Origin of the sequence: Polaromonas sp. OV174 (genome assembly GCF_900112285.1) — a bacterium.
Lineage (GTDB): Bacteria > Pseudomonadota > Gammaproteobacteria > Burkholderiales > Burkholderiaceae_C > Polaromonas.
Genome location: NZ_FOKZ01000004.1, coordinates 153,795 through 177,382 on the forward strand (window position 1 = coordinate 153,795; position 23,588 = coordinate 177,382).

Below are 23,588 nucleotides of genomic sequence, written 5' to 3' on the forward strand. Positions count from 1 at the left end.
GCCGTTCCGTCAAGGCGGTGGACGGCGTGAGCTTTTCGATACGGCGCGGCGAAACCTTCAGCCTGGTGGGCGAATCGGGCTGCGGCAAGTCAACGCTGGCGCGGCTGGTGGCGGGTCTGGATGCGCCGAGTGCCGGCTCTATCGAGTTCGCGGATGCGGGGCAAAAAGGCCATCGCATCCAGATGATCTTCCAGGATCCCTACGCCTCGCTGAACCCGCGCTATCGCATAGGCACGGCGATCGCGGAGCCGATTCGCTTCCAGAAGCTGCTGCCCGAGGCCCAGGTCATGCCGCGTGTGCACGAGCTGCTGCGCCAGGTCGGTTTGGCGCCGGCCGATGCCATGAAGTTTCCGCACGAGTTCTCGGGCGGGCAACGCCAGCGTGTGTCCATCGCGCGGGCACTGGCCGGCAATCCGACTTTTCTGGTCTGCGACGAGCCGACCTCGGCGCTCGACGTGTCGGTGCAGGCGCAAATCCTGAATCTGCTGCGCCGCCTGCAGGAGCAACTGGGCCTGACCTGCCTGTTCATCAGCCATAACCTGGCCGTCATCAACTATGTGTCGCATGACGTCGGCGTGATGTACCTGGGCCGGCTGGCCGAGGTGGCGCCCACACGCGTGTTGTTCGAAGCACCCAAGCACCCCTACACCCAGTTGCTGCTGGCCGCCCTGCCGCAGCTCGACACGCGCGGACGCGACAAGTCGCCCATCACCGGCGAAATTCCCAGCCCGCTGGACCCGCCCTCGGGTTGCACCTTTCACCCCCGCTGCCCGCACGCCAACGAGCGCTGCAAGGCCGAGAAGCCAGAACTCAGCGCCCAGCCCGATGGCTCGCAAGTCGCCTGTCACGCGGTGCAGGAGCGTCGCATTCCGGTCTTGTTCCATCCCGTGGCGCCAAGCGCCAGAACCTGAGCCAACCGGGCAGGGCTGGGCGCAAGATTTTTCCTGATACGTTTTCAACCCAAGGAGTCATTCCCATGAAGAAGCAATTAGTAGCACTCAGTGCGGCGCTGGCGTTCTCTCTGACGCTGGGCTCTGCCGGCGTACAGGCCAAGACCTTCACCTGGACCGCCTCGTCCGATGCCTTGTCCATGGACCCGTATTCCACCAACAACTCGTTCACGAACGCGTTCATGAGCAACATCTACGAAGGCCTGGTGCGCTTCAACGAGAAGGTCCAGATCGAGCCGGCGCTGGCCGAATCGTGGACCGCCGTGTCGCCCACCGTGTGGCGCTTCAAGCTGCGCCAGAACGTGAAGTTCCACAACGGCGAGGCCATGACGGCCGACGACGTGGTCTTCAGCTGGCAGCGCGTGCAGACGCCTGGCTCCATCTCCAAGCTCAACCTGGCCGACGTGAAAGACGTGCGCAAGGTCGATGCCTTCACGGTGGACGTGGAGACCAAGGCGCCTTTCCCGCTGTTGCTCAACGAGCTGCTCAACCTCACCATCATGAGCAAGACCTGGAGCGAGGCCAACGACTCCAGAGAAGCCAGCGACCTGCAGCAGAAGAAGGAAAACTACGCCAACCGCAACGCCAACGGCACCGGCCCGTTCGTGCTGAAGTCGCGTGAGGTCGACGTGAAAACGACGCTGGTGGCCAACCCCACTTGGTGGGACAAGCCCAAGCACAATCTCACCGATGTGGTGTTCACGCCTATCCAGTCCGACGCCACGCGCACCTCCTCGCTGCTGTCGGGCGCGCTAGACGCCACCATCAGCGTGCCGCTGCAGGATGTGCAGCGCATCAACAGCACGGGCGCCTTCACCGTGGTGCAGGGGCCCGAGCTGCGCACCATCTTCCTGGGCATGGACCAGTTCCGCGATGAACTGCTCTACTCCGACGTGAAGGGCAAGAACCCGTTCAAGGACATCCGGGTGCGCAAGGCGCTGTATCAAGCCATCGATGTGGACGCCATCAAGCGCTCGGTGATGCGCGGCGTCTCCTGGCCGGCCGGCATGGTGATTTCGCCGCAGCTCAACGGCGCGCCCAAGAACAACACGCGCATCCTGCCCTACAACCCCGACGCCGCGAAGAAGCTGCTGATCGAGGCCGGCTACCCGAACGGTTTCACCGTCGGCATGCAGTGCCCGAACAACCGCTACGTCTATGACGAGCAGATCTGCCTGGCCGTCATCTCCATGCTGGGCCGCGTGGGCGTCAAGATCACGCCCATGTTCGAACCGGTGGCCAAGTGGAACGTGCGCCTGAACACCCTGGAGGTTTCGTTCTACATGATGAGCCACGCCGGCCTGCCGATGGCCGACTCCTATGCTCTGCTCTACGATATCGCCGCCACCCGAACCGCCAACTCCGGCGGCCTGAACGCCGGGCGTTATTCAAACCCGGCTTTCGACGCCTTGCTGCCCAGGATCGCCTCGGAACTCGACATGAGCAAGCGCAACGCCCTGCTGGCCGAGGCCGAGGGCATAGAGCGCCATGACGTGGCCTATATCCCGCTGCACCAGCAACCCATCACCTGGGCGGCGCGCAAGGGCGTGGCGCTCAAGCAGTCGCCCGATAACCAGCTGCGCCTGTGGCTGGTCACTGCGCCCTGAAGAGGGCCACATGTTCCTGTGCAATCACTGACACCGCCGCCACTTGCGCGATCAGTGATGCGCAGCGCCCACTTTCTTCATTCAACCCAGCCTCAAAGGTAGCCTTCATGGACGAGCAAGTCGTGGTTCTCAAACTCAACCAGCAACAGCTGGAACTGCTGGACAACACCGTGGCGCGCGGCGTCGCGCCGGACCGCGCCAGCCTGGTCAAGCTGGCCTTGCGCGAATACGCCGCTCAGCGCGAGCGTGAAGCCGCCGGGCGCGCTGCAACGGCAGCGGCAGCGGGAGCCACGGCATGAGCGCGCGTGAACTGCTCAGCTCGTGGGTGCTGGAGCCCGGCACCGGAAAAGCCATTGAACTGTTGCGCGGCCAGATCTTGCGCATAGAGCAGATCGAAGGCGGCCAGTGCGTGGATTTCAACTGCTTCAACCTGCACGACTACAAGGAAAGCATGCACACCGGGCGCACGCGCACGGTGCACGGCCTGTATCCGACCGTCGGCCATTTCATGTGGTCCGCGCCGCCGCGCGAACGCGCCATGGCCTACATTCTGGAAGACACGGTCAACTGCAATGACGTGATGTTTCCGCGCTGCAGCGCCAACCTGTACGAAGGGGTGTACGGTTTGCCGGTGCACACCAACTGCCACGACATTCAGGCCGAAGCCCAGCGCGAATACGGGCTGACACCCGACGATGTGCACGACTCGTTCAACCTGTTCATGCGCACCGGTGTACGGCCGGGCGGCGCCCTGTTCATAGAACGCCAGAGCTCCAAGCCGGGCGACCACATTGACCTGCTGGCGCTGATAGATCTGCTGGCCGTGCCCAACGTCTGCGGCGCGGACATCATGCGCACCAGCAACTTCTCGATCAAGCCGGTGCGCCTGTCGATCTATCAGGCCACCGAGCAGGACATGGCCGGCGTGCCGGCCCTCTGCAGCTGGCCCAGCCAGCGCACGCCGGCCGACTTTCGCAACAGCCAGATCAAGGTGGAGCGCGAACTGCGCCGCGACCCCGACTACACGCCGGCCTTCACCAACGTGCCCATCGTCTACCAGGACCATCCGGTCACGCTGGATGCGCAAGAGCAGGCCTTGCTGCAGCAGCACGCACGGCGCGAGCTGTACGGCAAGGATGATGGCGCGGCCTTGCGCGACATCGTTTTCAGCTGGTGGGAAGAACGCTTCATCACCAAGGTCACCGGCCATGCAGATTGATTTCGCTACCCTCACCGCCTACCAGCGCTACAAGCTGATGGCCAGCCTGATCGTGCCGCGGCCGATCGCGCTGGTCACCACGCAGAACGCCGACGGCGTGGTCAATGCGGCACCGTTCAGCATGTTCAACATGCTGGGCGAAGACCCACCCATCCTGATGATCAGCATCAACAAGCTGAAGGACGACGGCCTGAAGGACACCTCGGCCAATATCCTGGCCAATGGCGAGTTCGTGGTGCACATTGCCGATGAAGCCATGGCCGTGCAGATGCACCGTTGTGGCGAAACGCTGCCCTCGTCGCGCAGCGAACTCGACCATGTGGGCTTGACCACCGCGCCGTCGCGGGCGGTGCGGCCGCCGTACATCACCGAAGCGCCGGTCTCGTTCGAATGCCGGCTCTCGGAAAAGCTGGAGACCGCCAGCCGCCACATCTTCATCGGTGAAGTCTTGTGGCTGCATGCGCGTGATGAGCTGATCGATATCGAACGCCACCGTGTGCGTTTGCAGAATTACTTTCCCGTGGCCCGCTTCGGTGCCAGCTACTACATACGCACCCGCGACCGCTTTGCCATGGAGCCCGAAGCAGGTGCGCCGGCATTCAACCCCATCGACGAACTCTGATGAAACCCATGCCCTCTACCGTCATCCGAAATGTGCGCCCGCTGGGCGGCGCGGCCGTCGATGTGGTCTTGCACGACGGCAGGATTTCAGCGCTGCTACCCGCCGGTAGCGCCGCTCCCGAGCTGGCGACGCTGGTCGACGGCCAGGGCCAGTTGCTGCTGCCCGCACTGGTCGAAAGCCATGTGCACTTCGACAAGACGCTGTGGGCCACACCCTGGCGGCCCAACAGCGCCGGCCCGACGCGCAACCACCGCATCAGCAACGAACACACGGTGCTGAAGGACTTCCAGGTGCCCATGGCCGAACGCGCCGGCCCGCTGATAGAGCACTGCATCGCGCAAGGCTCGCTGTACTTTCGCAGCCACCTCGACACCCAGACCGTGTGGGGCCTGAAGCATGTCCAGGAGATGCTGGCGCTGCGTGAAAAGTACCGGCATCTGATCGAGCTGCAGCTGGTGGCCTTCCCGCAAGGCGGGCTGCTGATTGCCCCCGGCACCTTGGCGCTGATGGAGCAGGCGCTGGAGCTGGGCGTGGACGTGGTCGGCGGCATAGACCCGGCCGGCATAGACCGCGACCCGATTCGCCACCTGGAAAAAATCTTCGAACTGGCCACGCGCTACCGGCGCGGTATAGATATCCACCTGCACGACCTGGGCGAGCTGGGCCGCTGGGAGATAGAGCGCATCGCCGACATGACCGAGGCCATGGGCCTGCAGGGTCAGGTGGTGATCAGCCATGCCTATTCGCTGGGCGCTTTTGCGCCGGCGGAGCTGATGCCGCTGGCCGACCGGCTGGCCGCGCTGGGCATTTCCATCATGAGCTGTGCGCCGCCCAACGTCAGCGTGCCGCCGGTGGCCATGCTGCGCAGCCGTGGCGTGAATGTGTGTTCGGGCTCCGACGGCATACGCGACGCCTGGAGCCCCATGGGCAGCGGCGACATGCTGGAGCGCGCCATGCTGATGGCGCTGCGCTTCGGCTGGAGCAAGGATGAGGAGCTGGAGATGGCCTTCGATGTCGTGAGCCAGGGCGGCGCGCGGGCGCTGAACCTGCAGGCCTACGGACTGGACGTGGGCTGTCAGGCCAATTTGCTGCTGCTGCCGGCCGAAAACATTGCCGAGGCCGTGGTGAACCGCAGCCCGCAGCGCACCGTGATCAGCCGCGGCCAGGTGGTGGCCAAGGATGGCATTTTCCTGGTCGCCTGAAACCCGGTTTACTATTATTTTAATAGCTAGAAGCGCATGTGCTGTAAGCGCAAAAGCCATATTTCTTTTAAATTTATAAAACCATGCGTACCTTGTTGAAGGCTTCCTGCGTCATCGGCTTCGATGGCCTGTCCCATGTCTACTGGCGCGATGGCGAAGTGGTTTTTTCCGGCGACCGTATCGAATTCGTCGGCCGTAATTTCCAGGGCCATGTGGACCGCACCGTGGACTACGGCCAGGCCGTGATCTGCCCCGGGCTGATTGACCTTGACGCGCTGGGTGACATCGATTCCGGCGTGCTCGGTGTGGACAACGGCAGCAAGTTCGACAACGGCCGCCTGTGGTCCGAAGACTACATCCGCCGTGGCCCGCACGACGCCTACACGCCCGAGGAGGAGGTCTTCAAGTACCGCTATGCCTTCACGCATCTGATCCGCAACGGCATCACCACCGCGCTGCCCATCACCTCGATGTACTACCGCGAATGGGCCGAGCGCTACGACGAGTTCGCCGGCGTGGCCGCCCTGGCCGGCGAGCTGGGCCTGCGGGTCTACCTCGGGCCCTGCTACATGAGCGGCACCACCTACGCCCGCGCCGATCGCACGGCCGGCCAGCTGTGGGACGAGCCGCGCGGCCTGGCCGGCTTTGACGAGGCGTTGCGCTACTTCCGGGATTTTGACGGCGCGCACGGCGGCCTGGTGCGCGGCATGTTCGCGCCCGACCGCATCGAGACTTGCACGCCCGAACTGCTGGCCCGCACGGCGGCCGCCAGCGCCGAGCTGAAGGCACCGGTGCGGCTGCACTGCTGCCAGTCGGCCTATGAGTTCGAGACCGTGCTGCGCCTGCGCGGCCATACGCCGTTGGGCTGGCTGGAACATTTGGGCCTGCTGAACTCGCGCGCCGTCCTGCCGCACGGCATTTTCCTCAGCGGCCACCCGGCGGTTTCGGAAAAAGGCGATGCCGACTGGCGGCGCCTGCTCGCCAGCGGCGCCACCATCGCCCACTGCCCGGAAGTCTTTGTGCGCAGCGGCGAGGCGCTGGATTCCTTCGGCAAGTACCGCGTCGCTGGCATCAACCTGGGCCTTGGCACCGACACCTGGCCGCCCGATTTGCTGCAGAACATGCGCACCGGCCTGTATGTGGCGCGCCTGATGGAGGGCAATGCCACGCAAACCAGCATGGCCGACCTGTTCAGCGCCGCCACCTTAGGCGGCGCCAAGGCGCTGGGGCGCGACGACCTGGGGCGGCTGGCGGCTGGGGCGCAGGCCGACATCGTGGTGTTCGATCTGCAGGCCAGCCACCTGGGCCCTATCTTCGATCCCTTGAAGAATCTGTTCCTCGCCGGACGCGGCACCGATTGCCGGGCCAGCTACATCGCGGGGCGCTGCGTGATGGAAGACTTCAAGGTAGGCCAGGTGGATATGCAGGCGCTGCAGGCCCAGGCCGATCGCCAGTTCGCCAAGCTGCTGGCCAATCAGCAAGAGCGGCGCTTCGACGATGCGCCGCCGCAAACGCTGGTGCAGCCGGTGTTCGCCTGGGCTGAGCAGCCTTGAATGGCTGGCTGATTGCTATGAAATAAGTAGCTGCTTGCGCAGACTCCACCTGCGCTACAGCCCTGAAATGCTTAAAGCCTTCAGTCCTCGATTTTGTCTTTTTTTGTCTTACTTATCGGAGTTTGCGCATGACTGAAAACATAGACCTTTTGATAGAGCACGGCACCGTCATCACCGTCGATGCCCAGCGCCGCGTGATTGAAGACGGTGCCGTGGCGATCAAGGCCGACCGCATTGTGGCGGTCGGCAGCACGGCCGAACTGCGCGCGCGTTATACCGCGGCCAAGACCATCAATGCCCATCGCAAGGCGGTGTTGCCGGGGCTGATAGACAGCCATGCCCACGCCGGTCACGGCATGCTGCGCACCATGGGCGCCGGTGATCCGGGCGCCTGGATGGATGCCTGTGCGGTGATCTATACCTCGGCCTCGGATGAGCAGTTCTGGCGCGCCGAGTCGGCCATGACCTCGCTGGAGCGGCTGAAGGCCGGCGTCACCACCGGCGTGTCGCTGTTTGGCGGCGGCGATTCCATCATGCGCGTCGATGACCCCAAATACGCCAAGGCGCATTGCGACGCGGTGGCGCGTGCCGGCACGCGCTCGGTGGTGGCGGTGGGCCCGACGCGGCCGGGCGGACCCAAGCGCTATGTGGACTGGGCCAGCGAGCCGCCGAGCTCGCGCGACATCGACGCGGCCACCATGCTGGATGTTTGCAAGACCATCATCGATGACAACCATGGCCGCGCCGACGGCCGGCTCAACATCGCCGTGACCCTGGCGGTGTTTGCCCCCATGCATGAGCCCGATCACGTCCAGTTGCGCGAGGAATTTCAGCGCCAGGCCAGGGATTATTTCAGCCTGGCCAAGGAGCGCGGCCTGACCTTCACGCAAGACGGCCACCGCACCGGGACCTTGGCGCTGGCGCACAGCGAGCTGGGCCTGCTGGGCCCGAGCTCCTTCATGTCGCACAGCATTGACCTGAGCGACCAAGACATCGCGGTGACCCGCGAGACCAACACCCGCATCGTGCACAACCCCAGCGCCATCATGTCGATTCGCGGCCGCTGCCCGGTGCCCGAGCTGATTGATGCCGGCGTCGTCGTGGCCATAGGCTCCGATGGCTCGGCGCCCGACCGTGGCTATGACATGTTCCGCCACATGTCCCAGTGCATGCACTACCAGCGCCGGCATTTCCGCGATGCCGGCGTGCTGCCGCATGGCAAGGTGTTGGAGATGGTGACGATTGACGCCGCCAAGGCGCTCTCCATGGACCATGACATCGGCTCGCTGGAGGTCGGCAAAAAGGCCGACATCATCCTGGTGGATTTGTTCAAGCCGCACATGATGCCGCTCAATATGCCGGTCTACCGCGTCACCTGCTTTGCCAATGCCGCCGATGTCAGCACCACCATCGTCAATGGCCGCATCCTGATGGAAGACCGCCAGGTGCTGAGCGTCAACGAGAACGAAATTCTGGAAGAGGTCAATGTTGCCGCGGAACGTATGCTGGACCGCAGCGGCCTGCGCCATCTGACCGAGTCACCCGCCCGCCTGTGGGGCGTCAGCCACTATTGAATTGAAGGATTTAGCATGCAAGACCTAGTCATACGGGGCGTTCGCCCCTGGGGCGGTGAGAGCGCCGACATTGCCGTGCGGGATGGCCGCATCGCCGCCATTGGCGCCGATCTGCCCGCCCTGCCCGGGGAGGAAATTATTGATGGCCGTGGCTGCCTCGTCATTCCCGGCCTGGTGGATGCCCACGCCCATATCGACAAGACGCTCTGGGGTACGCCCTGGCACCCGCACCAGGCCGGCCCCAGCCTGATGGACAAGATTACCAACGAGCGGCAGGTGCTGGCCGGTCTCGGCCTGTCGCCCGAAGTCCAGAGCGCCCGCCTGCTCAGACGCCTGATCGCCTGCGGCACCACCCATGTGCGCACCCACGTCGATGTGGGGCCAGACGTGGGCCTGAAGCACCTGCACGGCGTTCAGGCGATGCGCGAGCGCTATCGCGACTGGATGGACATTGACATGGTGGCCTTCCCGCAGACCGGCGTGATGATACGGCCGGGCACCCTGGATCTGCTGGAGCAGGCCGTGCGGGATGGCGCGGAAGTCATAGGCGGACTCGATCCCGTGGGGGTTGACCGTGACCCCAAGGGGCAGCTGGACGGCATCTTCGCCATTGCCGGGCGGCACGGTTGCGAGGTGGACATTCACCTGCACGATCGCGGCGATCTGGGCGCGGTGACGATGGAGATGATTGCCGAACGCACGCGCAGCCTGGGCCTGGCCGGCAAGGTGGCGATCAGCCACGCGTTTTGCCTGGGCGGCGTGGAGCCTGCGCGCCTGGAGTCTCTCATCGCGCTGCTGCTGGAGAACGACATCGCGATCATGACGCACGCGCCCTCGGGTACCACACCTTTCCCGCCGATACGCCTGCTGCACGAGCGCGGCGTGCGGCTGTTCTCGGGTTCTGACGGCATTCGCGATACCTGGAGCCCGCTCAACAACGGCGACATGCTGGAGCGCGCCTTCATGCTGGCCTATCGCAGCGGATTCCGCGACGATGCCGGCATTGAAATCGCCCTGCGCATGGCCACTTACGGCGGCGCCCAAGTCATGGGCGCCCAGCACTATGGCTTGAGCGTCGGATCCAACGCCGACCTGGTGCTGGTCGCGGCCGAAACGGCGGCAGAGGCCGTGGCCTACCACCCGCCACGCCGCCTGGTGCTCAAACGCGGCCGCGTGGTGGCCCGCGACGGCCAGGCCTTGCTGCCAGCCAACGCTTGACGCTGTCGCCCGTCGCCCGTCGCCCGTCGCTTGCCACCACCATCCCGATTCACTCTTCATCGAAAGCTTCCATGTCTTCCTTTCTTGCCTCCAAACGCCAGGTCCTGGTTAGCGCCTGTGCGCTCGCGACCCTGACGATCGTTCCTGCATTGAGCCATCAGGCCCAGGCGCAAGCCTGGCCCACGGCCCGCCCCATCACCATGGTGGTGGGCTTTCCCGCCGGCGGTAGCGCCGACATGATTGCCCGCACCATCGCCGAGCCGCTGAGCAAGCGCCTGGGCACGCCGGTGGTGATAGAGAATGTCAGCGGCGCCGGCGGCACCATCGCCGGCCAGAAGGTGGCCAATGCCGCACCCGACGGCTACACCGTGTTCATGGCCTCGGGCAGCGAGGTGTCGATTGCCCGCCTGTTCAATCCGGCCGTCAAATACAACGGCGAGACCGATTTCACCGCCATCGGGTTGGTCGGTGATGTGCCCCTGGTGCTGGTCGCCAGCCCCAGGGCCGGCCTCAAGACCGTGGCGCAAGCGCTGGACAAGGCCAAGCGCGAACCTGCGGCGCTGAGCTATGCCTCATCTGGCGTAGGCACCGTGCTGCACGTGGCCGGGGAATTGCTCAACCAGAAGGCCGGCACCAAGATTGCCCACGTGCCCTATCGCGGCGCGGCCCAGATGGCGATTGATGTGGCCGGCGGCACCATAGAGCTGGCCTTCTTCATGACACCCACGGCCCTGCCGCATATAGAGACCGGCAAGATGGTGGCGCTGGGCGTCACCACGACGGCTCGCTCCCGCGCAGCGCCGCAAATTCCCTCGCTGTCGGAAACGCCGGCACTCAAGGGCTTTGACGTCAGCCTGTGGAATGGCTTGTTCGGCCCCGCCAAATTGCCGCCAGCCATCACGGCGCGCCTGAACAAGGAGCTCAATGAGGTCTTGCGCGAACCGGCGGTCTGGCAAAAACTCCAGAAGGCCGGCGTCGAAACCCAGGGCAGCACGCCGCAGGCACTAACGCAGCGGATTCGCGATGAGGTCCAGCGGGTTCAGAGCATTGCCCCCGCCGCGATGAAGAGCAGTAGCTAAGACTTTCAGGCCCTGAAAAACGTGGCCGCTTGCGCCACGGCCGCGCTATCGGCCTGGACGGCCCCGGGCGGCCCGCCCTTGCCCCACAATTCGCCGCCGTAGTTCATGGCCATGAACTCGGCGCAGAGCCGGATCGAGTCCATCATGGGCTGGGCCTTGGCGCGGTCGCCGCTGGTGGTGATCAGGCGCAAGGTTTTTTGGGCCATTTCTTCCTTGAAGGGCAGGCCGGGCACGCGCAGCCAGGCGCTCCAGTGGTCCAGGTAGATTTTCAGCGGCGCCGGAATGCTGTACCAGTAAACCGGCGCGACGAACACGATGTCGGTCGCCGCCAAGGTGGCGTCCAGCAGGGTTTTCATGTCACCGCTGGGCGCGGCGTACTGGCCACTGGTATGGCGCTGATCGACAAACATCGGCAGTTGCAGACGCGACAAATGGTGCCAGGTCTGCGGCGTGCCGGCGGGCAGTGTTGCTGCCGCCTGTTGCGCCAGCCATTCCGTGTTGCCCAAGGCGCCCGGCTCGCGGGTCGAGGTGGTGAGAAAAAGAAAATGAGGGTTGGCGTTCATGGCTGTCATCGTAACCACAGAGCGCTGCGCCAGCATGGCCGAGCCGAAGGGGGTGGCCCGGCCGTCTGCCTTCGAGATTGACGAAGCGCCCGCCCTGCGCACGGGGCTACGCGCTTGCGCACGGCAATTGCTCGATCGCCACGCGGCATGAAACCCCGCCGCTTGAGGGGCCGTGCCTGGGCGATCAGGCGGCGCTGGTGGTCAGCCTAGGGTTGGGGCGTTGCAGCCCGTAAAAGCCGAAGTTCATGGCCGGCGTTTCGCCGCTGATCAACTCTGCCATGGCCTTGCCCGAGCCGGCGCCATGGGTCCAGCCCAGGGTGCCGTGGCCGGCATTGACCCACAGGCGGCCGACTTTGGTCTTGCCTATGTAGGGAATGTTGGTCGGCGTGGCGGGGCGTAGGCCGGTCCAGAAATGCGGCTGGCCGCCTTCTTCTTCGGTGCGGGTGTCGCACACGCCGGGCAGCACTTCTTCGATGCGATTGGCCAGCATGCGGCAACGCGCCTTGGCCAGCGGTGTGTCCAGGGAATGGTCATATCCGCCCAGCTCTATGGTGCCGGCCACGCGCAAGTGGTCGCCCAGGCGGCTCATGGCGCATTTGACCTCGTCGTCTATGGTGCTGACATAGGGCGCGAGTTCGGGTTTTTTCAGCTTGAAGGTGGCGCTATAGCCCTTGCCCGGGTAGATGGGCAGATCGACGCCGACGGTGCGCAGCAGGGGCGCGCTGTAGGAGCCGCAGGCCACCACCACGGCATCGGCCTTGATTTCTTGGTCTTTTTGGTCTTTTTGGGCTTTTTGGGCTTTTTGGGATCTTTCGCCCGTACCACGGGCGCAAACAGCTATTGATTCAATAGCACCGCCGGCCTGATTCAGGCGTGCGATGTCGTGGCCATACATGAATTGCGCGCCGCGCGCCTGGCAGCGCTTGGCCAGCTGCTGGGTGAACAGGCGGGCGTCGCCGCTTTCGTCGCTGGGCGTGAAAGTGCCGCCGACGATGCGGTGGGCAAAGGACTTGAAGGCCGGTTCGATCTGGAACAGCTCTTCGCGGCTGACCACCTTGCGCGCCACGCCGTATTTGCGCATCAGCGCGGCGGCGTCGCCGGCGGTGTCGAAGGATTTTTGGTCAGTGTAGTAGTGGGCAATGCCGCGCTCCAGCCGCTGGTACTCGATGCCGGTGGCGCTCACCACGTCTTTCAGCGCGGCGTGGCTGTAGGCGCCCAGCGCCACGATTTGCTGCACATTGCGTTCAAAGGCGGCGTCGTTGCACTGGCCTAAAAACTGCAGGCCCCAGCGCCATTGCTGCCAGTCCAGCTGCGGACGGAACAGCAGCGGGGCTTCCTTGCTGAACATCCATTTCAGCATCTTGAGCGGGGCGTCGCGGTTGGCCCAGGGCTCGCAATAGCTGACGGAAATCTGTGCCGCGTTGGCAAAGCTGGTTTCCAGCGCCGCATCGGGCTGCCGGTCCACCACGACGACCTCGTGGCCGCGCTCCAGCAAATGCCAGGCCGTGCTCACACCAATAATGCCCGCGCCCAAAACAATGACTTTCATAGAAAACACCTTCCTGGGTTTCGAGTGTGCAGGAGCTTGCCTTCAAATAAAAGAAAAATTAAACTGTTTGCGAAAACATCAGAATAGCTAATAGAAGGAATGACCTAGTGAGCAGCTTTGACCCGGATGCGCTTGAGTGCCTGGCCGCCATCGTGGAAGAGGGCGGCTTCGAGCGCGCCGCCCAGCGCCTGTCCATCACCCAGTCGGCGGTGTCGCAGCGCCTGCGCGCGCTGGAGGCGCAGGTCGGCACCGTGCTGATCGTGCGCAGCCGCCCGCTCAAGGCCACCTCCGCCGGCCAGCTCCTGCTCAAGCACACCAAGATGCTGCGCCTGCTGCGGGCCGACCTGGAGCGCGACCTGAAAGAGCTGGCGCCCAGCTCGCTGCGCGGCGCGCGCGAAGAAGAGCGCATCTCGATTGCCATCAACGCCGACAGCATTGCCAGCTGGGCCCTGCAGGCGCTGACCGAACTGGCGCAGCAGGGCCTGCCGATGGAAATCATCACCGACGACCAGGACTTCACCCATGAATGGCTGCGCGAGGGCCAGGTGCTGGGCTGCGTCACCACCCTCAAGCAGGCTTTGCGCGGCTGCAAGGTGGTGGCCCTGGGCGCCATGGAATATGTGGCGGTGGCGGCGCCGGCGTTCGCGCAGGCGCGACTGGCTGGCAGCGACAGGGCCGCGCCGCTGCTGACGGCGCACAACTTTCGCGACATTCCCTTTGTGTCGTTTAACCGCAAGGACGACATGCAAAGCGAGTTTGTCGGCAAGGCCTTCGGGCTCAAGCGTGTCACGCTCAATCAACTGTTTGTGCCTTCGTCGGAAGGCCAGCTGCGCGCCGTGCTGGCGGGTTGGGGCGCCAGCGTGGTGCCGCGCCTGCTGGCCCAGGGCCTGATTGACCAGGGCCAGCTCGTCAATCTGGCACCGGCCTGCACCTTGCCGATTCAGCTCTACTGGCATTGCTGGAACCTGGAGTCCGAAGTGCTGGACGCGCTGACAGCGGCGCTCAAGCGATCGGCGGAGCAGTCGTTGGTGCTCAGCGCTTGAGGGCCTCCATGACGACATAAAGCGAAACCTCATCGCCTATCAGCGGCACATATTTGCCCAGGGCGAAGTCGCTGCGCCTGATCGTTCCGGTGGCGTTGAGGCCGCAGGCGGGTTTATGCAGCACCGGGTGCATCATGCATTTGAAGTGGCTCACCTTCAGGGTCAGGGGTTTGGTGATGCCCTTGATGGTCAGCTCGCCCTCGACGGACGTGACATTGTCCAGCCGGTCAAAGCTCAGGCGCTCGGACACGAAGCTGATGAGGGGGAACTGTTTGGCGTCAAAAAAACCTTCGCTTTGCAGCATCTGGTTGAAGAAGAAGGAGCCGGTGCTGATTGAGTTGACGTCAATGCTGACCTCCACCCGACCGACCCGCTGCGCCATGTCCAGCTTGACGGTGGCGTTGACCTTGTCGAAGCGGTCGCGCTGAAAGCTGTAGCCGATGTGGTTGAACTCGAAAAAGGCAAAGGTGTGATCCGGGTCTGACTCATAGACATCGGCGGCCAGCGCCCTGACCAGCGGCAGCAGGGCCAGGCAGCACATGAGCAGGACGAGGCGCAGTGTTTTCATGGCCTGTATTCGGATTGCTTCGGCTCAAGGCCCCAGCAGCAGATGAAACTGCACCGTGACTTCGTTGGCCACCACGCCAACATCTCCCCACAGGCCTTCACCCACCTTGAAATCCAGGCGCTTGAGCACGAAACTGCCTTCCATCACGGCCTGCTTGCCACTGGCTTTGAGCTGGGTGTTGAAGCTGATGGGCTGGCTGCTGCCCTTGAGACTCATCAGCCCATTGACCTGAAAACGATCGGCACCCAGGGGCTGAATCTGGCGCAACTCGAAGCTGGCTTCGGGCTGGCGTTTGACGTCGAACCACTGCGGGCCAAGGACTTCCTCGTTCGCCTCCCGGTTGCCGGTATCTATGCTGGCCAGGTCTATGCGCAACTGGCCTTTGGCCTGGGCCGGCACGGCCGGATCGAAGGCCAGGCTGGCGTTGAATTTGCGGAACAGGCCGTCTACCGGCACGCCCATTTGCCGCGAGGTGAAATGGAGATAGCTGCCGGCCAGATCCAGCTGGCGGTAGTCGGCCGCTTGTGCGCTAGTGCCCAGGCACAGCCACAGCAGTGAGAGGGCATAGGGTTTCATGCGCGGCCTTTCTTGAAACGGAACATTCGGCCCAGCAGGCCGTCGTGATCCACCAGCTGGTGCTTGAGCGCGGCCGCCACATGCAGGCACACCAGCGTCAGCAGGGTGTAGTTGAGAAGCTGGTGCAGCGTCTGCAGCAAGTGTCCCAGTGCCTCGTTTTTAGCCAGCAAGTCTGGCAGTGACCACAGGCCCAGGTAGACCGTGGTGACGCCTTTGGCCGAACTCATCAGCCAGCCCGATAGCGGCACGGCGGCCATCAGCAGATACAGCAACAGATGGCTGGCGCGTGCTGCGGTTTGCTCCCAGGCCGGCATGCCGCTGGGCAAGGACGGCGGCGTATGCCGGCGGCGCCAGGCGATGCGGGGCAGCAGCAACGCAAAGACCGTGACCCCTATCCATTTGTGATACGCGTAAAGGCGCAGCTTGAGCGGGCTGAGGTGCAGGCCGACCATGTAAAGCCCGACGGAAAAGCCGGCCACCATGAGCAGAGCCATAAGGCCATGCAAAATCATGGCAGTGCGGGTGTAGGCGGACGATTGCACGCTGCTCTCCGGATCCTTGTGAGGGTTCCTTCTACCCATTTTGGACGCCTATTTGTAGCCAAGCAAGCCCATTTACAATGAACGCCCGTCTTCGCGCACTGTCGGGTCGATGTGTGCATAGTCCATGCATCGCGAAAAAGTCTCAAGGTATTTGAATGTTGAGTTGCTTGGGGCTTCGTTCCCGTTTGGTTTTACTGGTGCTGCTGGCCTTGCTGCCGGTCTTTGGTTTGCTGGCTTATTCCGCGGCGCAAAGCCGCCAAGCCGCCTTGCAGATGGCGCAGTCCAGTCTCCAATCTCAGGTCTTGCTGGTGGCGGCGCATCAGCAGCGGCTGGTGGAAAAAACCTATGAACTCCTGAACGGCATCGCCAGCGCGCCCCATATCAAGCGCTTGGCGCCGGCGCTGTGCACGCAGCACCTGAAAAATCTGCATGCGGAGCACCCGGAGTTCACCAATTTGGGCGTGGCCAGGCTGGATGGCCGGCTGGTTTGCGATGCGCGCGAGATGCCCAAAAACACCCAGATCAGGGACCGGGCTTATTTCCAACAAGTGGTGGACGGCCAGCCTTTTGCGGTCGGCCTGTATGCGATTGGGCGTCACAGTGGGCAGCCGGGACTTGGCTTCGCCGTGCCGGTACACAACGCTGCCGGGCAATTGGTCGGCGTGGCATTTGGCACGCTGGGGCTGCCGGGGGTAACCGCTCCCTTGTTGGCAAGCTTGCCCACCTTGCCGGGCGCAGATCTGGCGCTATTGGACGCCAGGGGCACGGTGCTGGCCACCTTCCCCGAGCAGTCCGACTGGCCGGGCAAGCCGCACCCGGACACCGCGGTGCAGCAGGCCGTGCAAGTGCAGCAGCCGGGCCTGCGCCATGCGCAGGACGCAGCGGCGGATCAGCGTATTTTTGCCTTTGCACCGATCCCGGTCGGTGCTCGCAAGGGGTTGTTTGTGGCCCTCAGCGTGCCGCATGAGGTGCTCGCCGCGCACAGCCGCGAGGTCTTGGCCGTGGAGTTGCTGGCCTTGCTGGGGGTGATGTTGTTCGGCGTGGCCTGCACCTGGTGGATGGGTAACCGCATGATCGTCGGTCCCGCCCGGGCGATCCTGAAAGAAGCCCACCAGGTGGCGCAGGGCGATCTGGGCGCGCGCGTTAAGTCTGCTTACCTGCGCCAGGGGGAGCTTGGCGCGATTGGACGCTCATTTAACCGCATGGCCGAGTCGCTGCAGGCGCGGCGGGATGAGTTGGATGCGGCCTTGCAGCACGCGGACAAGGAGCGCATTTTGCTGGACCTGATGCTCAACAGCATGAGTGAGGGCGTGATTGCCACCGATACCGAAGGGCGTTTTCTGCTGTTCAACGCCGCTGCCCGCAAGCTCTTGTCCACGCCCGACCCTGGCGCCTCGCTGGAGGAATGGCAGGGCTGTCACCAGTTGCTGCAACTGGACGCTGAAACCCTCTACTCTTGCTCGGAACGCCCCCTGAGACAGGCCATAAGCGGCGTCAGCGTGGACAACCTGGAGCTGCTGTTTCGTCGCCCCGGCATCGAGGACCGGGTGTTGAGGGTCAGCGCCCGGCCCCTGTCTGACGCGACCGGGCGGCTGTTAGGGGGTTTGCTGGTGTTCAATGACATTACCGAACACAAGGTGGCCGAGGGTATCGCCCAGGCGCAAGAGCAGGTGCTGACCCTGATCGCGGGCGGTGCAGCGCTGCCGCAGTCTCTCGAGGCGATTGTGCGCTTGATAGAAAAGAGCTCGCCCGACAGCCTGTGTTCCATCTTGCTGGTGGATGGGCAGCAGTTGCGCCATGGCGCAGCGCCCAGTTTGCCGGAGCGCTTCACCCAGGCCATTGACGGCCTGCCTATCGTTGACGGCGCCGGGGCTTGTGGCACCGCGGCATTTCGCAAAGAGTCCGTGCTGGTGGAAGACTGCGGGCACGACCCGCTGATGCGGGATTATCGGGACCTGTTGCTGGCGCACGGCTTGCGTGCCTGCTGGTCCAGCCCGGTGCTGTCCATCGATGGCGAGGTGCTGGCCACCTTTGCGACTTACCGCCCAAGGCCTGGCGCGCCCCAGGCCGGGGACCTGGCCCTGCTGGCCACCGCGACCCGCCTGGCCGGCATTGCGCTGGAGCGTGCGCGTGCCGAGACGGCAGTGGTCAGCAGCGAGGCGCGCTTTCGTGAACTGGCGGACAACATCAAGGACGTGTTTTACAACGTCGATGCCCGCAGCGGCCGCGTGCTTTACATCAGTCCGGGCTATGAGAAGGTATGGGGGCGCAGTTGCGAGAGCCTTTATGCCAATCCCGGCTCGCACGTCAAGGCCGTTCTGACCGAGGACAGGCCGCTGCTGAAACAGGCCGCTGAACGTAAATTCGCTGGAGAGATGGCCAATGCGGAGTACCGAATCCTTGCCTCCGACGGCCAGCTGCGCTGGATACGCGACCACTCCTATCCGGTGTTCAATAGTGTCGGCGAACTCGAGCGGGTGGTCGGCACGGCGCGCGACATCACCGACAGCAAGCTGGCCGAGCTGGCCCTGGTCAGCACCCACCGGGCCTTGCAGATGCTCAGCCGCTCCAGCCTGGTGATCAACCGCATGGATGAGGAGGCCGAGCTGCTGGCCGAGATCTGCCGAGTGGCAGTGGACGTGGGCGACTACCGCATGGCCTGGGTTGGCTACGCGCAGGATGACGAGGCGAAAAGCATATTGCCCATGGCACATGTCGGCGACTCAGGTGGCTATTTGGCCACCATCAGTCTGAACTGGCGTTACGACCATGCGGCAGGCCAGGGGCCGGCCGGCCTGGCCATACGCAGCGGTGCCCCCGCGCAATGCGCCGATATTGGTCTGGCGGGCAATATTTACTGGCATCAAGAGGCCTTGCAGCGTGGCTTTCGCAGCGTCATCTGTTTGCCCTTGCGGAATGGCCAGCGCAATTTTGGCGTGTTGTGCATGTATGCCGGCGAGGTGCAGCCATTTGCCGCCGACGAAACCAAGCTCTTGCAGGAGCTTGCCGACAACCTGGCCTTTGGGATTGTCAGCCTGCGCACCCGACGCGAGCGCCTGCGCAGTCAGGAGGCGGCGCGCCAGGCCGCCGTGCAGCTGCGCGAACAGGCCTCGCTGCTGGACCGGACCCAGGACGCCATCATGGTGCGCAACCTGGACGGCAGCCTGCGTTACTGGAACCAGGGGGCCGAGCGCCTGTACGGCTGGCGTGCCGACGAGGTCTTGGGCAAAACCATGGCGGCGCTGATGTACCGCGACCCGGATGCGCTTGGCGGTCTCATGCAGCAGGCGCTGGCCCAGGGCGGCGACTGGAGCTGTGAGCTGGAGCAGCTGGCCCGCGATGGCTCGGCGGTGGAGGTGGAAATGCGCTGCACCGTGCTGCGCGACCCGCTCGGCCAGCTCGACGGTGTGCTCTGCATCAATACCGACATTGGCGAGCGCAAGCGGGCGCGCGAAGAAATCCTCAGGCTCAATGCCAGCCTGGAAGAGCGGGTGCATAAGCGCACGGCACAGCTGGAATTTGCCAACAAGCAGCTGGAGGCTTTTTCCTATTCGGTGTCCCATGATCTGCGCAGTCCGCTCAGCGCCATAGACGGTTTCAGCGGTTTGCTGGAGCAGACCCTGTCCAAGATGGACGGCGGGCCGCTGATCGGACGCGGCCAGCATTATCTGGAGCGCATTCGTGCCGGGGTGGTGCAGATGGACGGGCTGATCGAGGCCATGCTCTCGCTGGCGCAGGTCTCGCGTTCCAAACTACGCTGGGAGCCGGTCGATCTCAGCGCCCTGGCCCAGGCCTTGCTGAGCCGCTACCAGGAGCGTGAACCCGGCCGGCTCACCCGTTTGCAGGTGCAGGCGGGGGTGCTGGCGCAAGGGGACTCCCGCCTGCTCAATCAGGTGCTGGACAACTTGCTGAGCAATGCCTGGAAATTCAGCGCCTATCAGGCCTGTACCGAGATCAGCTGGGGCTGCGAAACCGGCAGCGCCGGCGAGGCGGTGTACTTTGTGCGCGACAAGGGCGCGGGCTTTGACATGGCCCATGCCGAAAAACTGTTCGGGGTATTTCAGCGCCTGCATGCCGGCGCTGAATTTTCCGGTACCGGCATCGGCCTGGCCACGGTGCAGCGCATCATTGAGCGCCACGGTGGCCGGATCTGGGGCGAGTCCGTGCTGGGCCAGGGAGCCACGTTTTACTTCACGCTGGGCACGCGCCGGCTGTAGGCATTGGTGGCCTGGGCGCGCCGGGCCTCAAAAGACGTGCGCCTGCAAGGTCTCGCGCAGCGTCTGGGCCTTGGCGGGGTCAAACTCCCCCTGGACGCGGGCCAGCACCTCGCCCTGGCGATTGACCACCACGGCATAGACCTGGTCCGTGCCATTGAGCCCGGCGGCCCGGACAAAGCGGGCACTATCGGTGAATACCGGCATCAGTTTGGCGCGCTCGGCATCGGCTGGGTGGTGCTGCAGCATGCGGTTTTCGAAGGCGTCGCGAGCGGTCGGCGTGCCGGGATCATTGCGCACCGACATGCGCACCCAGGCAATGGACGGATCGTTTTGTAAATTGAGGCCCTGAATCCAGCTCTCCACCTGGGCGCCCTGGCCACGCTGGAAGGTGATCAGGGCCAGGGTACGGTCTGCGGGCAGGCCCTCGGGAACGGCCATGGTCTGGCGCGCCAGGGTTTGCGACATGAAGCTGGGCAGTCGGCCCATCACGCTGGCGTCGTTGGGCGCAGCCAAGGCCAGGGCCAGCGCCAAAGCGACTGCGGCAAGCCAGGCACCAAGATAAGACACATTGCTTTTCATGACGCTCTCCCAGTCAACCGTCCACTGCCCCATCACCCGTGGGCAGTTGACTATAGGACTACGGCTTCTGGCAATAGGTTCAAAAAACCCGCAATCCTGCACCGCAAGCGGGCTAGCAGCGCCTTGTCAGCGCACCAGCAGCACCGGGACGCTGCAGTGCGCCAGTACTTGCGTCGTGACCGAGCCCATCACCAGATTGCCCAGGGCGCCGTGGCCGTGTGAGCCCATGACAATCAGGTCAAATTTGCCGGCCTCGGCAAACTGGCTGATCGTCTCGCCGATCGCGCCGACCTTCCAGTCGTTTTTGGCATTGACGTCATGCTGCAGCAAAAACTTGCAGACCGGGTCCAGCACCTTTTCCACCTCTTCGGTGTAGTAGCTGGTGACGGTTTCACTGCCAACGGCCGAGCGCACACGGGGTGGCAAGGGCGCGTGCGCGGTAAACACGGTGTACTCGTTGGCTTTGCTGAGAAAAATGTCGTGTGTGCTGAGGTAGGCCAGCATTTTCTTGGTGTAGTCGCTGCCGTCGACGGCTAGAAGGATTTTCATGGTGAGTCTCCTGTGAAAAATTCAGTCTAACCATGAATGGTCTATGGCGGCTTGATGCAGGTCAAATCGGTCGCTAGCAATAATTTGCTATCTATTTAATAGCTATATGTGCCTTGTCTATAAAGGCTAGGGGCTGATTTCTATCAAAAAATCGGGTTTGTAGCCGTCCTGTTCGCCATTGCGCGCATAGCCCAGCGGATTGGCCACCACCCGGCAGCCGTGTTTCACGTAATCAATCGGGCAGTGCAGATGGCCGTGCAGCCACAGGCGGGCCTGGGGCAGCAACTCGTCCAGCGCATTGCAAAAACCGGCGGTGCCCGGGCTCAGGCCATATCGCGGGTCGGCGCTCAACAGGCTGGGCGCGAAATGCGTCACCACCACGGTAGGCCCATCAAAGGGCTGCGCCAGTGCCTGGCGCAGCCAGGCCTGGGACTGCAGGCCCAGCTCGCGCAGCGCCTCGGCCAGCATGGCTTGGCCCTGGTGCAAGGCGTGGTTTTTCTTCAGATAAAAGTTGGCGGCGCGAAAGGCTTTTTCGCGCGCCTTCAACTGCTGGCCCAGGGTGATGTCGCCATGGCGCGCCTGTTCGGTGCTCAAGGCATCGAAGTCGGTCCACAAGGTAGAGCCGACAAAGCGCACGCCGGCCAGCACCAGGCTTTCACGCTCCAGCCAGATCAGCCCCAAGCGTTCGCAGGTCTCGCGCAGCCGGGCATGGGTGGCGTCAAAGTCCAGCCCGTCGTACTCGTGGTTGCCGGGCAGAAACAACACCGGCGTTGGCCAGCCGGCGCCGCCGCGCTCCGGTGGCAGTGGCGAAAAGCGCGTCAGGCCGAAGTCGGCTATGCCCAGCTCGCTTAGCAAGGAGCCGTGCTGGTAGGAGCCGATGTCACCGGCCAGGACCAGCAGGTCGGCGCCGGCCAGGGGCTGGGGCTTGAAATGGGGATTTGACTCGAGGTGCAGGTCGGAAAGGAGCTGGATGTTCACCCGTTGATTGTGCAAGACGCGCCGCTGGCCTGGCAAAAAGTCGTGGCCATGTTGGCCGGAAATCTAAACTATGCAGGGTTTGCATGGGTTTCAGGTGAATCTGGGTTTGCAACCCTAGGGAAAACCCTTATTCTTCCTTCATCGCCATTTTTCGCCGCAATTGTTGCGGTTTTGATATGTACACCCTGATGTCCTTAGTCGCTCGTTTTTGGTCTTTGAGCCAGCGCGTTGCCCCCGCTGATGGCGTGGCCGGTCAGCTGATGGAGCGCGCCCAGGCCGGTGCCGGCCGTAACCCGCAGCAGGCGCAGGAACTGCGCCGCGCCGCCTGCGCTTACCTCAGCGTCGTGCGCTGAAAAATTACTATAAAAATAGTAGCTGCTTGCGCCCGTCAGATATGGGCTAGAGCCGTATTTCGTTGAATTTTTAAAGGCTTTTCGGCTCAGCTCGAAAAGGCCTTGTCGGCGGCCCGTGTCACGGCCTGGCGCAGCCACAGGTGGGCACTGCTTTGCTGTGAGCGGCGGTGCCAGACCGCATCCACATGCACAGGCGCCACATCAAAGGGCAGGGGGCGCAATGCCAACTGGTCGGCAATACCGGTGACGCGGACGAAATGGCGCGGCAGCACGGTCAGCAAGTTGGAGCTGAGCACCACCCGGCCGGCGGTGAAAAACTGGTTGACGGTCAGCACCACGCGCCTCTCGCGTCCTAGCGCGGCCAGCGATTCGTCAATAAACCCATAAGCCCGGCCCGAAAAACTCACCAGCAGGTGGCGCGCGGCGCAATAGCGGTTGAGGGTGAAGGGACCGCTGGCGAGCGGGTGATCCTTGCGCATCACGCAGACATATTCGCCGTCATAAAGCCGCTGAAAATTGAAGGGCAGGGGCGCGCCGCTCTGGGCGCTGGCCGTCAGGACCGGCACGACCGAGGGGAAGTAGCCCACCGCCAGGTCACAGGTTTCCTCATCCAGCAAAGACCTGGGGTCGCGGGTGGTGAGCGGCAGCACCCGTAGCGCCACGCCTGGCGCTTCATGCTCCAGCGTGTCGGTCAGGCCGGGTATCAGCGCGGCCGCGGTGGCATCGGCCATGGCCAGCACAAAGGTGGAGTTGGCCGTGGCCGGGACAAACTCATTGGGCACCAGCGACTGCTGCAGCTGCTGCAAGGCTTCGCGCACGGTCGGCCAGATAGCCAGGGCGCGCGGTGTCGGCACCATGCCCTGGCCGCTGCGCTGCACCAGCTCGTCGCCCAGGGTTTCGCGCAGCCGGCGCAGTGCGTTGCTGACGGCCGGCTGCGTCAGCGACAGGTTACGGGCGGCTCGCGTCAGGCTGCGTTCGGCCATGATCTCGTCAAAGACGCGAAGCAGGTTCAGATCCAGCGTGCGAAAGTTAAGTGGGTTCAAGCGG

General features: G+C 63.9%; 23 protein-coding genes and 1 pseudogene. 15 read left to right on the forward strand and 9 right to left on the reverse strand.

What is annotated here, in order from left to right; translation table 11 throughout:
• Positions 1-41 precede the first annotated feature (41 nt).
• From BM160_RS23120 to BM160_RS05480, 11 genes and pseudogenes are all read left to right on the forward strand, one after another.
• A pseudogene (locus tag BM160_RS23120) lies at positions 42-386 on the forward strand (ATP-binding cassette domain-containing protein); the annotation flags it as partial.
• A gap of 192 nt (positions 387-578) precedes the next feature.
• Positions 579-911: an oligopeptide/dipeptide ABC transporter ATP-binding protein gene (locus BM160_RS23125; RefSeq protein WP_369821752.1), complete on the forward strand. Its 333-nt coding sequence runs from the start codon at positions 579-581 to the stop codon at positions 909-911.
• 65 nt (positions 912-976) lie between these two features.
• Positions 977-2,557, forward strand: coding sequence for an ABC transporter substrate-binding protein (locus BM160_RS05440; protein WP_092001735.1), 1,581 nt, complete (start codon positions 977-979; stop codon positions 2,555-2,557).
• A 107-nt stretch (positions 2,558-2,664) separates the two neighbouring features.
• The gene (locus BM160_RS05445) at positions 2,665-2,856 is read left to right on the forward strand and encodes a hypothetical protein (protein WP_092001739.1); all 192 of its coding nucleotides are present in this window, start codon (positions 2,665-2,667) and stop codon (positions 2,854-2,856) included.
• On the forward strand, positions 2,853-3,776 hold the full coding sequence (locus BM160_RS05450) for a DUF1989 domain-containing protein (RefSeq protein WP_092001742.1): 924 nt from the start codon (positions 2,853-2,855) through the stop codon (positions 3,774-3,776). The genes BM160_RS05445 and BM160_RS05450 overlap by 4 nt, the downstream gene beginning before the upstream one ends.
• The gene (locus tag BM160_RS05455; protein WP_092001747.1) at positions 3,766-4,398 is read left to right on the forward strand and encodes a flavin reductase family protein; all 633 of its coding nucleotides are present in this window, start codon (positions 3,766-3,768) and stop codon (positions 4,396-4,398) included. The genes BM160_RS05450 and BM160_RS05455 overlap by 11 nt, the downstream gene beginning before the upstream one ends.
• 8 nt (positions 4,399-4,406) lie before the next feature.
• Positions 4,407-5,600, forward strand: coding sequence for an amidohydrolase family protein (locus tag BM160_RS05460; protein ID WP_092002080.1), 1,194 nt, complete (start codon positions 4,407-4,409; stop codon positions 5,598-5,600).
• Between the two features lie 83 nt (positions 5,601-5,683).
• Positions 5,684-7,153, forward strand: coding sequence for an amidohydrolase family protein (locus BM160_RS05465; RefSeq protein ID WP_092001750.1), 1,470 nt, complete (start codon positions 5,684-5,686; stop codon positions 7,151-7,153).
• A gap of 128 nt (positions 7,154-7,281) precedes the next feature.
• Positions 7,282-8,727, forward strand: coding sequence for an amidohydrolase family protein (locus BM160_RS05470; protein ID WP_092001752.1), 1,446 nt, complete (start codon positions 7,282-7,284; stop codon positions 8,725-8,727).
• 15 nt (positions 8,728-8,742) lie between these two features.
• On the forward strand, positions 8,743-9,945 hold the full coding sequence (locus BM160_RS05475; RefSeq protein ID WP_092001755.1) for an amidohydrolase family protein: 1,203 nt from the start codon (positions 8,743-8,745) through the stop codon (positions 9,943-9,945).
• Between the two features lie 71 nt (positions 9,946-10,016).
• Positions 10,017-11,024, forward strand: a complete 1,008-nt coding sequence (locus BM160_RS05480) for a Bug family tripartite tricarboxylate transporter substrate binding protein (protein WP_092001759.1) — start codon at positions 10,017-10,019, stop codon at positions 11,022-11,024.
• A 5-nt stretch (positions 11,025-11,029) separates the two neighbouring features.
• Here BM160_RS05480 and BM160_RS05485 read toward each other — a convergent pair whose 3' ends face one another.
• A complete protein-coding gene (locus BM160_RS05485; RefSeq protein ID WP_092002083.1) occupies positions 11,030-11,596 on the reverse strand; it encodes a flavodoxin family protein in 567 nt (188 codons plus the stop codon).
• Here BM160_RS05485 and BM160_RS22530 point away from each other — a divergent pair.
• Positions 11,586-11,738, forward strand: coding sequence for a hypothetical protein (locus BM160_RS22530; protein ID WP_177218919.1), 153 nt, complete (start codon positions 11,586-11,588; stop codon positions 11,736-11,738). The two genes, BM160_RS05485 and BM160_RS22530, sit on opposite strands and share 11 nt — an antisense overlap.
• Positions 11,739-11,771: 33 nt before the next feature.
• Here BM160_RS22530 and BM160_RS05490 read toward each other — a convergent pair whose 3' ends face one another.
• Positions 11,772-13,136: a D-amino acid dehydrogenase gene (locus BM160_RS05490; protein WP_092001763.1), complete on the reverse strand. Its 1,365-nt coding sequence runs from the start codon at positions 13,134-13,136 to the stop codon at positions 11,772-11,774.
• Positions 13,137-13,243: 107 nt separating this feature from the next.
• On the opposite strand from BM160_RS05490, the gene BM160_RS05495 reads away from it, so the two are divergent.
• Complete coding sequence (locus BM160_RS05495; protein WP_092001766.1) at positions 13,244-14,179, forward strand: LysR family transcriptional regulator ArgP; 936 nt, start codon at positions 13,244-13,246, stop codon at positions 14,177-14,179.
• Here the strand turns inward: BM160_RS05495 and BM160_RS05500 are convergent.
• Genes BM160_RS05500 through BM160_RS05510 form a run of 3 tightly spaced genes read right to left on the reverse strand, consistent with a single transcriptional unit; the run spans position 14,169 to position 15,904 of the window.
• Positions 14,169-14,747 carry a YceI family protein gene (locus BM160_RS05500; RefSeq protein WP_092001769.1) on the reverse strand — a complete coding sequence of 193 codons (579 nt, stop codon included), beginning with the start codon at positions 14,745-14,747 and terminating at the stop codon, positions 14,169-14,171. The two genes, BM160_RS05495 and BM160_RS05500, sit on opposite strands and share 11 nt — an antisense overlap.
• Before the next feature lie 24 nt (positions 14,748-14,771).
• Positions 14,772-15,323 carry a YceI family protein gene (locus BM160_RS05505; protein ID WP_092001772.1) on the reverse strand — a complete coding sequence of 184 codons (552 nt, stop codon included), beginning with the start codon at positions 15,321-15,323 and terminating at the stop codon, positions 14,772-14,774.
• A complete protein-coding gene (locus BM160_RS05510) occupies positions 15,320-15,904 on the reverse strand; it encodes a cytochrome b (protein ID WP_092001774.1) in 585 nt (194 codons plus the stop codon). The genes BM160_RS05505 and BM160_RS05510 overlap by 4 nt, the downstream gene beginning before the upstream one ends.
• 128 nt (positions 15,905-16,032) lie before the next feature.
• Here BM160_RS05510 and BM160_RS05515 point away from each other — a divergent pair, with 128 nt between their 5' ends.
• Positions 16,033-20,082, forward strand: coding sequence for a PAS domain S-box protein (locus BM160_RS05515; RefSeq protein ID WP_255368656.1), 4,050 nt, complete (start codon positions 16,033-16,035; stop codon positions 20,080-20,082).
• A 27-nt stretch (positions 20,083-20,109) separates the two neighbouring features.
• On the opposite strand, the gene BM160_RS05520 is transcribed toward BM160_RS05515, so the two are convergent.
• From BM160_RS05520 to BM160_RS05530, 3 genes are all read right to left on the reverse strand, one after another.
• Positions 20,110-20,661, reverse strand: coding sequence for a hypothetical protein (locus tag BM160_RS05520; RefSeq protein ID WP_092001781.1), 552 nt, complete (start codon positions 20,659-20,661; stop codon positions 20,110-20,112).
• Between the two features lie 126 nt (positions 20,662-20,787).
• Positions 20,788-21,210 carry a universal stress protein gene (locus BM160_RS05525; RefSeq protein WP_092001783.1) on the reverse strand — a complete coding sequence of 141 codons (423 nt, stop codon included), beginning with the start codon at positions 21,208-21,210 and terminating at the stop codon, positions 20,788-20,790.
• Positions 21,211-21,336: 126 nt separating this feature from the next.
• A complete protein-coding gene (locus BM160_RS05530; RefSeq protein ID WP_092001786.1) occupies positions 21,337-22,188 on the reverse strand; it encodes a metallophosphoesterase in 852 nt (283 codons plus the stop codon).
• Between the two features lie 188 nt (positions 22,189-22,376).
• Here BM160_RS05530 and BM160_RS22535 point away from each other — a divergent pair, with 188 nt between their 5' ends.
• Positions 22,377-22,541 (forward strand): hypothetical protein, encoded by a 165-nt coding sequence (locus BM160_RS22535; RefSeq protein ID WP_177218912.1) that lies wholly within the window; start codon positions 22,377-22,379, stop codon positions 22,539-22,541.
• Between the two features lie 86 nt (positions 22,542-22,627).
• On the opposite strand, the gene BM160_RS05535 is transcribed toward BM160_RS22535, so the two are convergent.
• Positions 22,628-23,584, reverse strand: a complete 957-nt coding sequence (locus BM160_RS05535; RefSeq protein WP_092001789.1) for a LysR family transcriptional regulator — start codon at positions 23,582-23,584, stop codon at positions 22,628-22,630.
• Positions 23,585-23,588 lie beyond the last annotated feature (4 nt).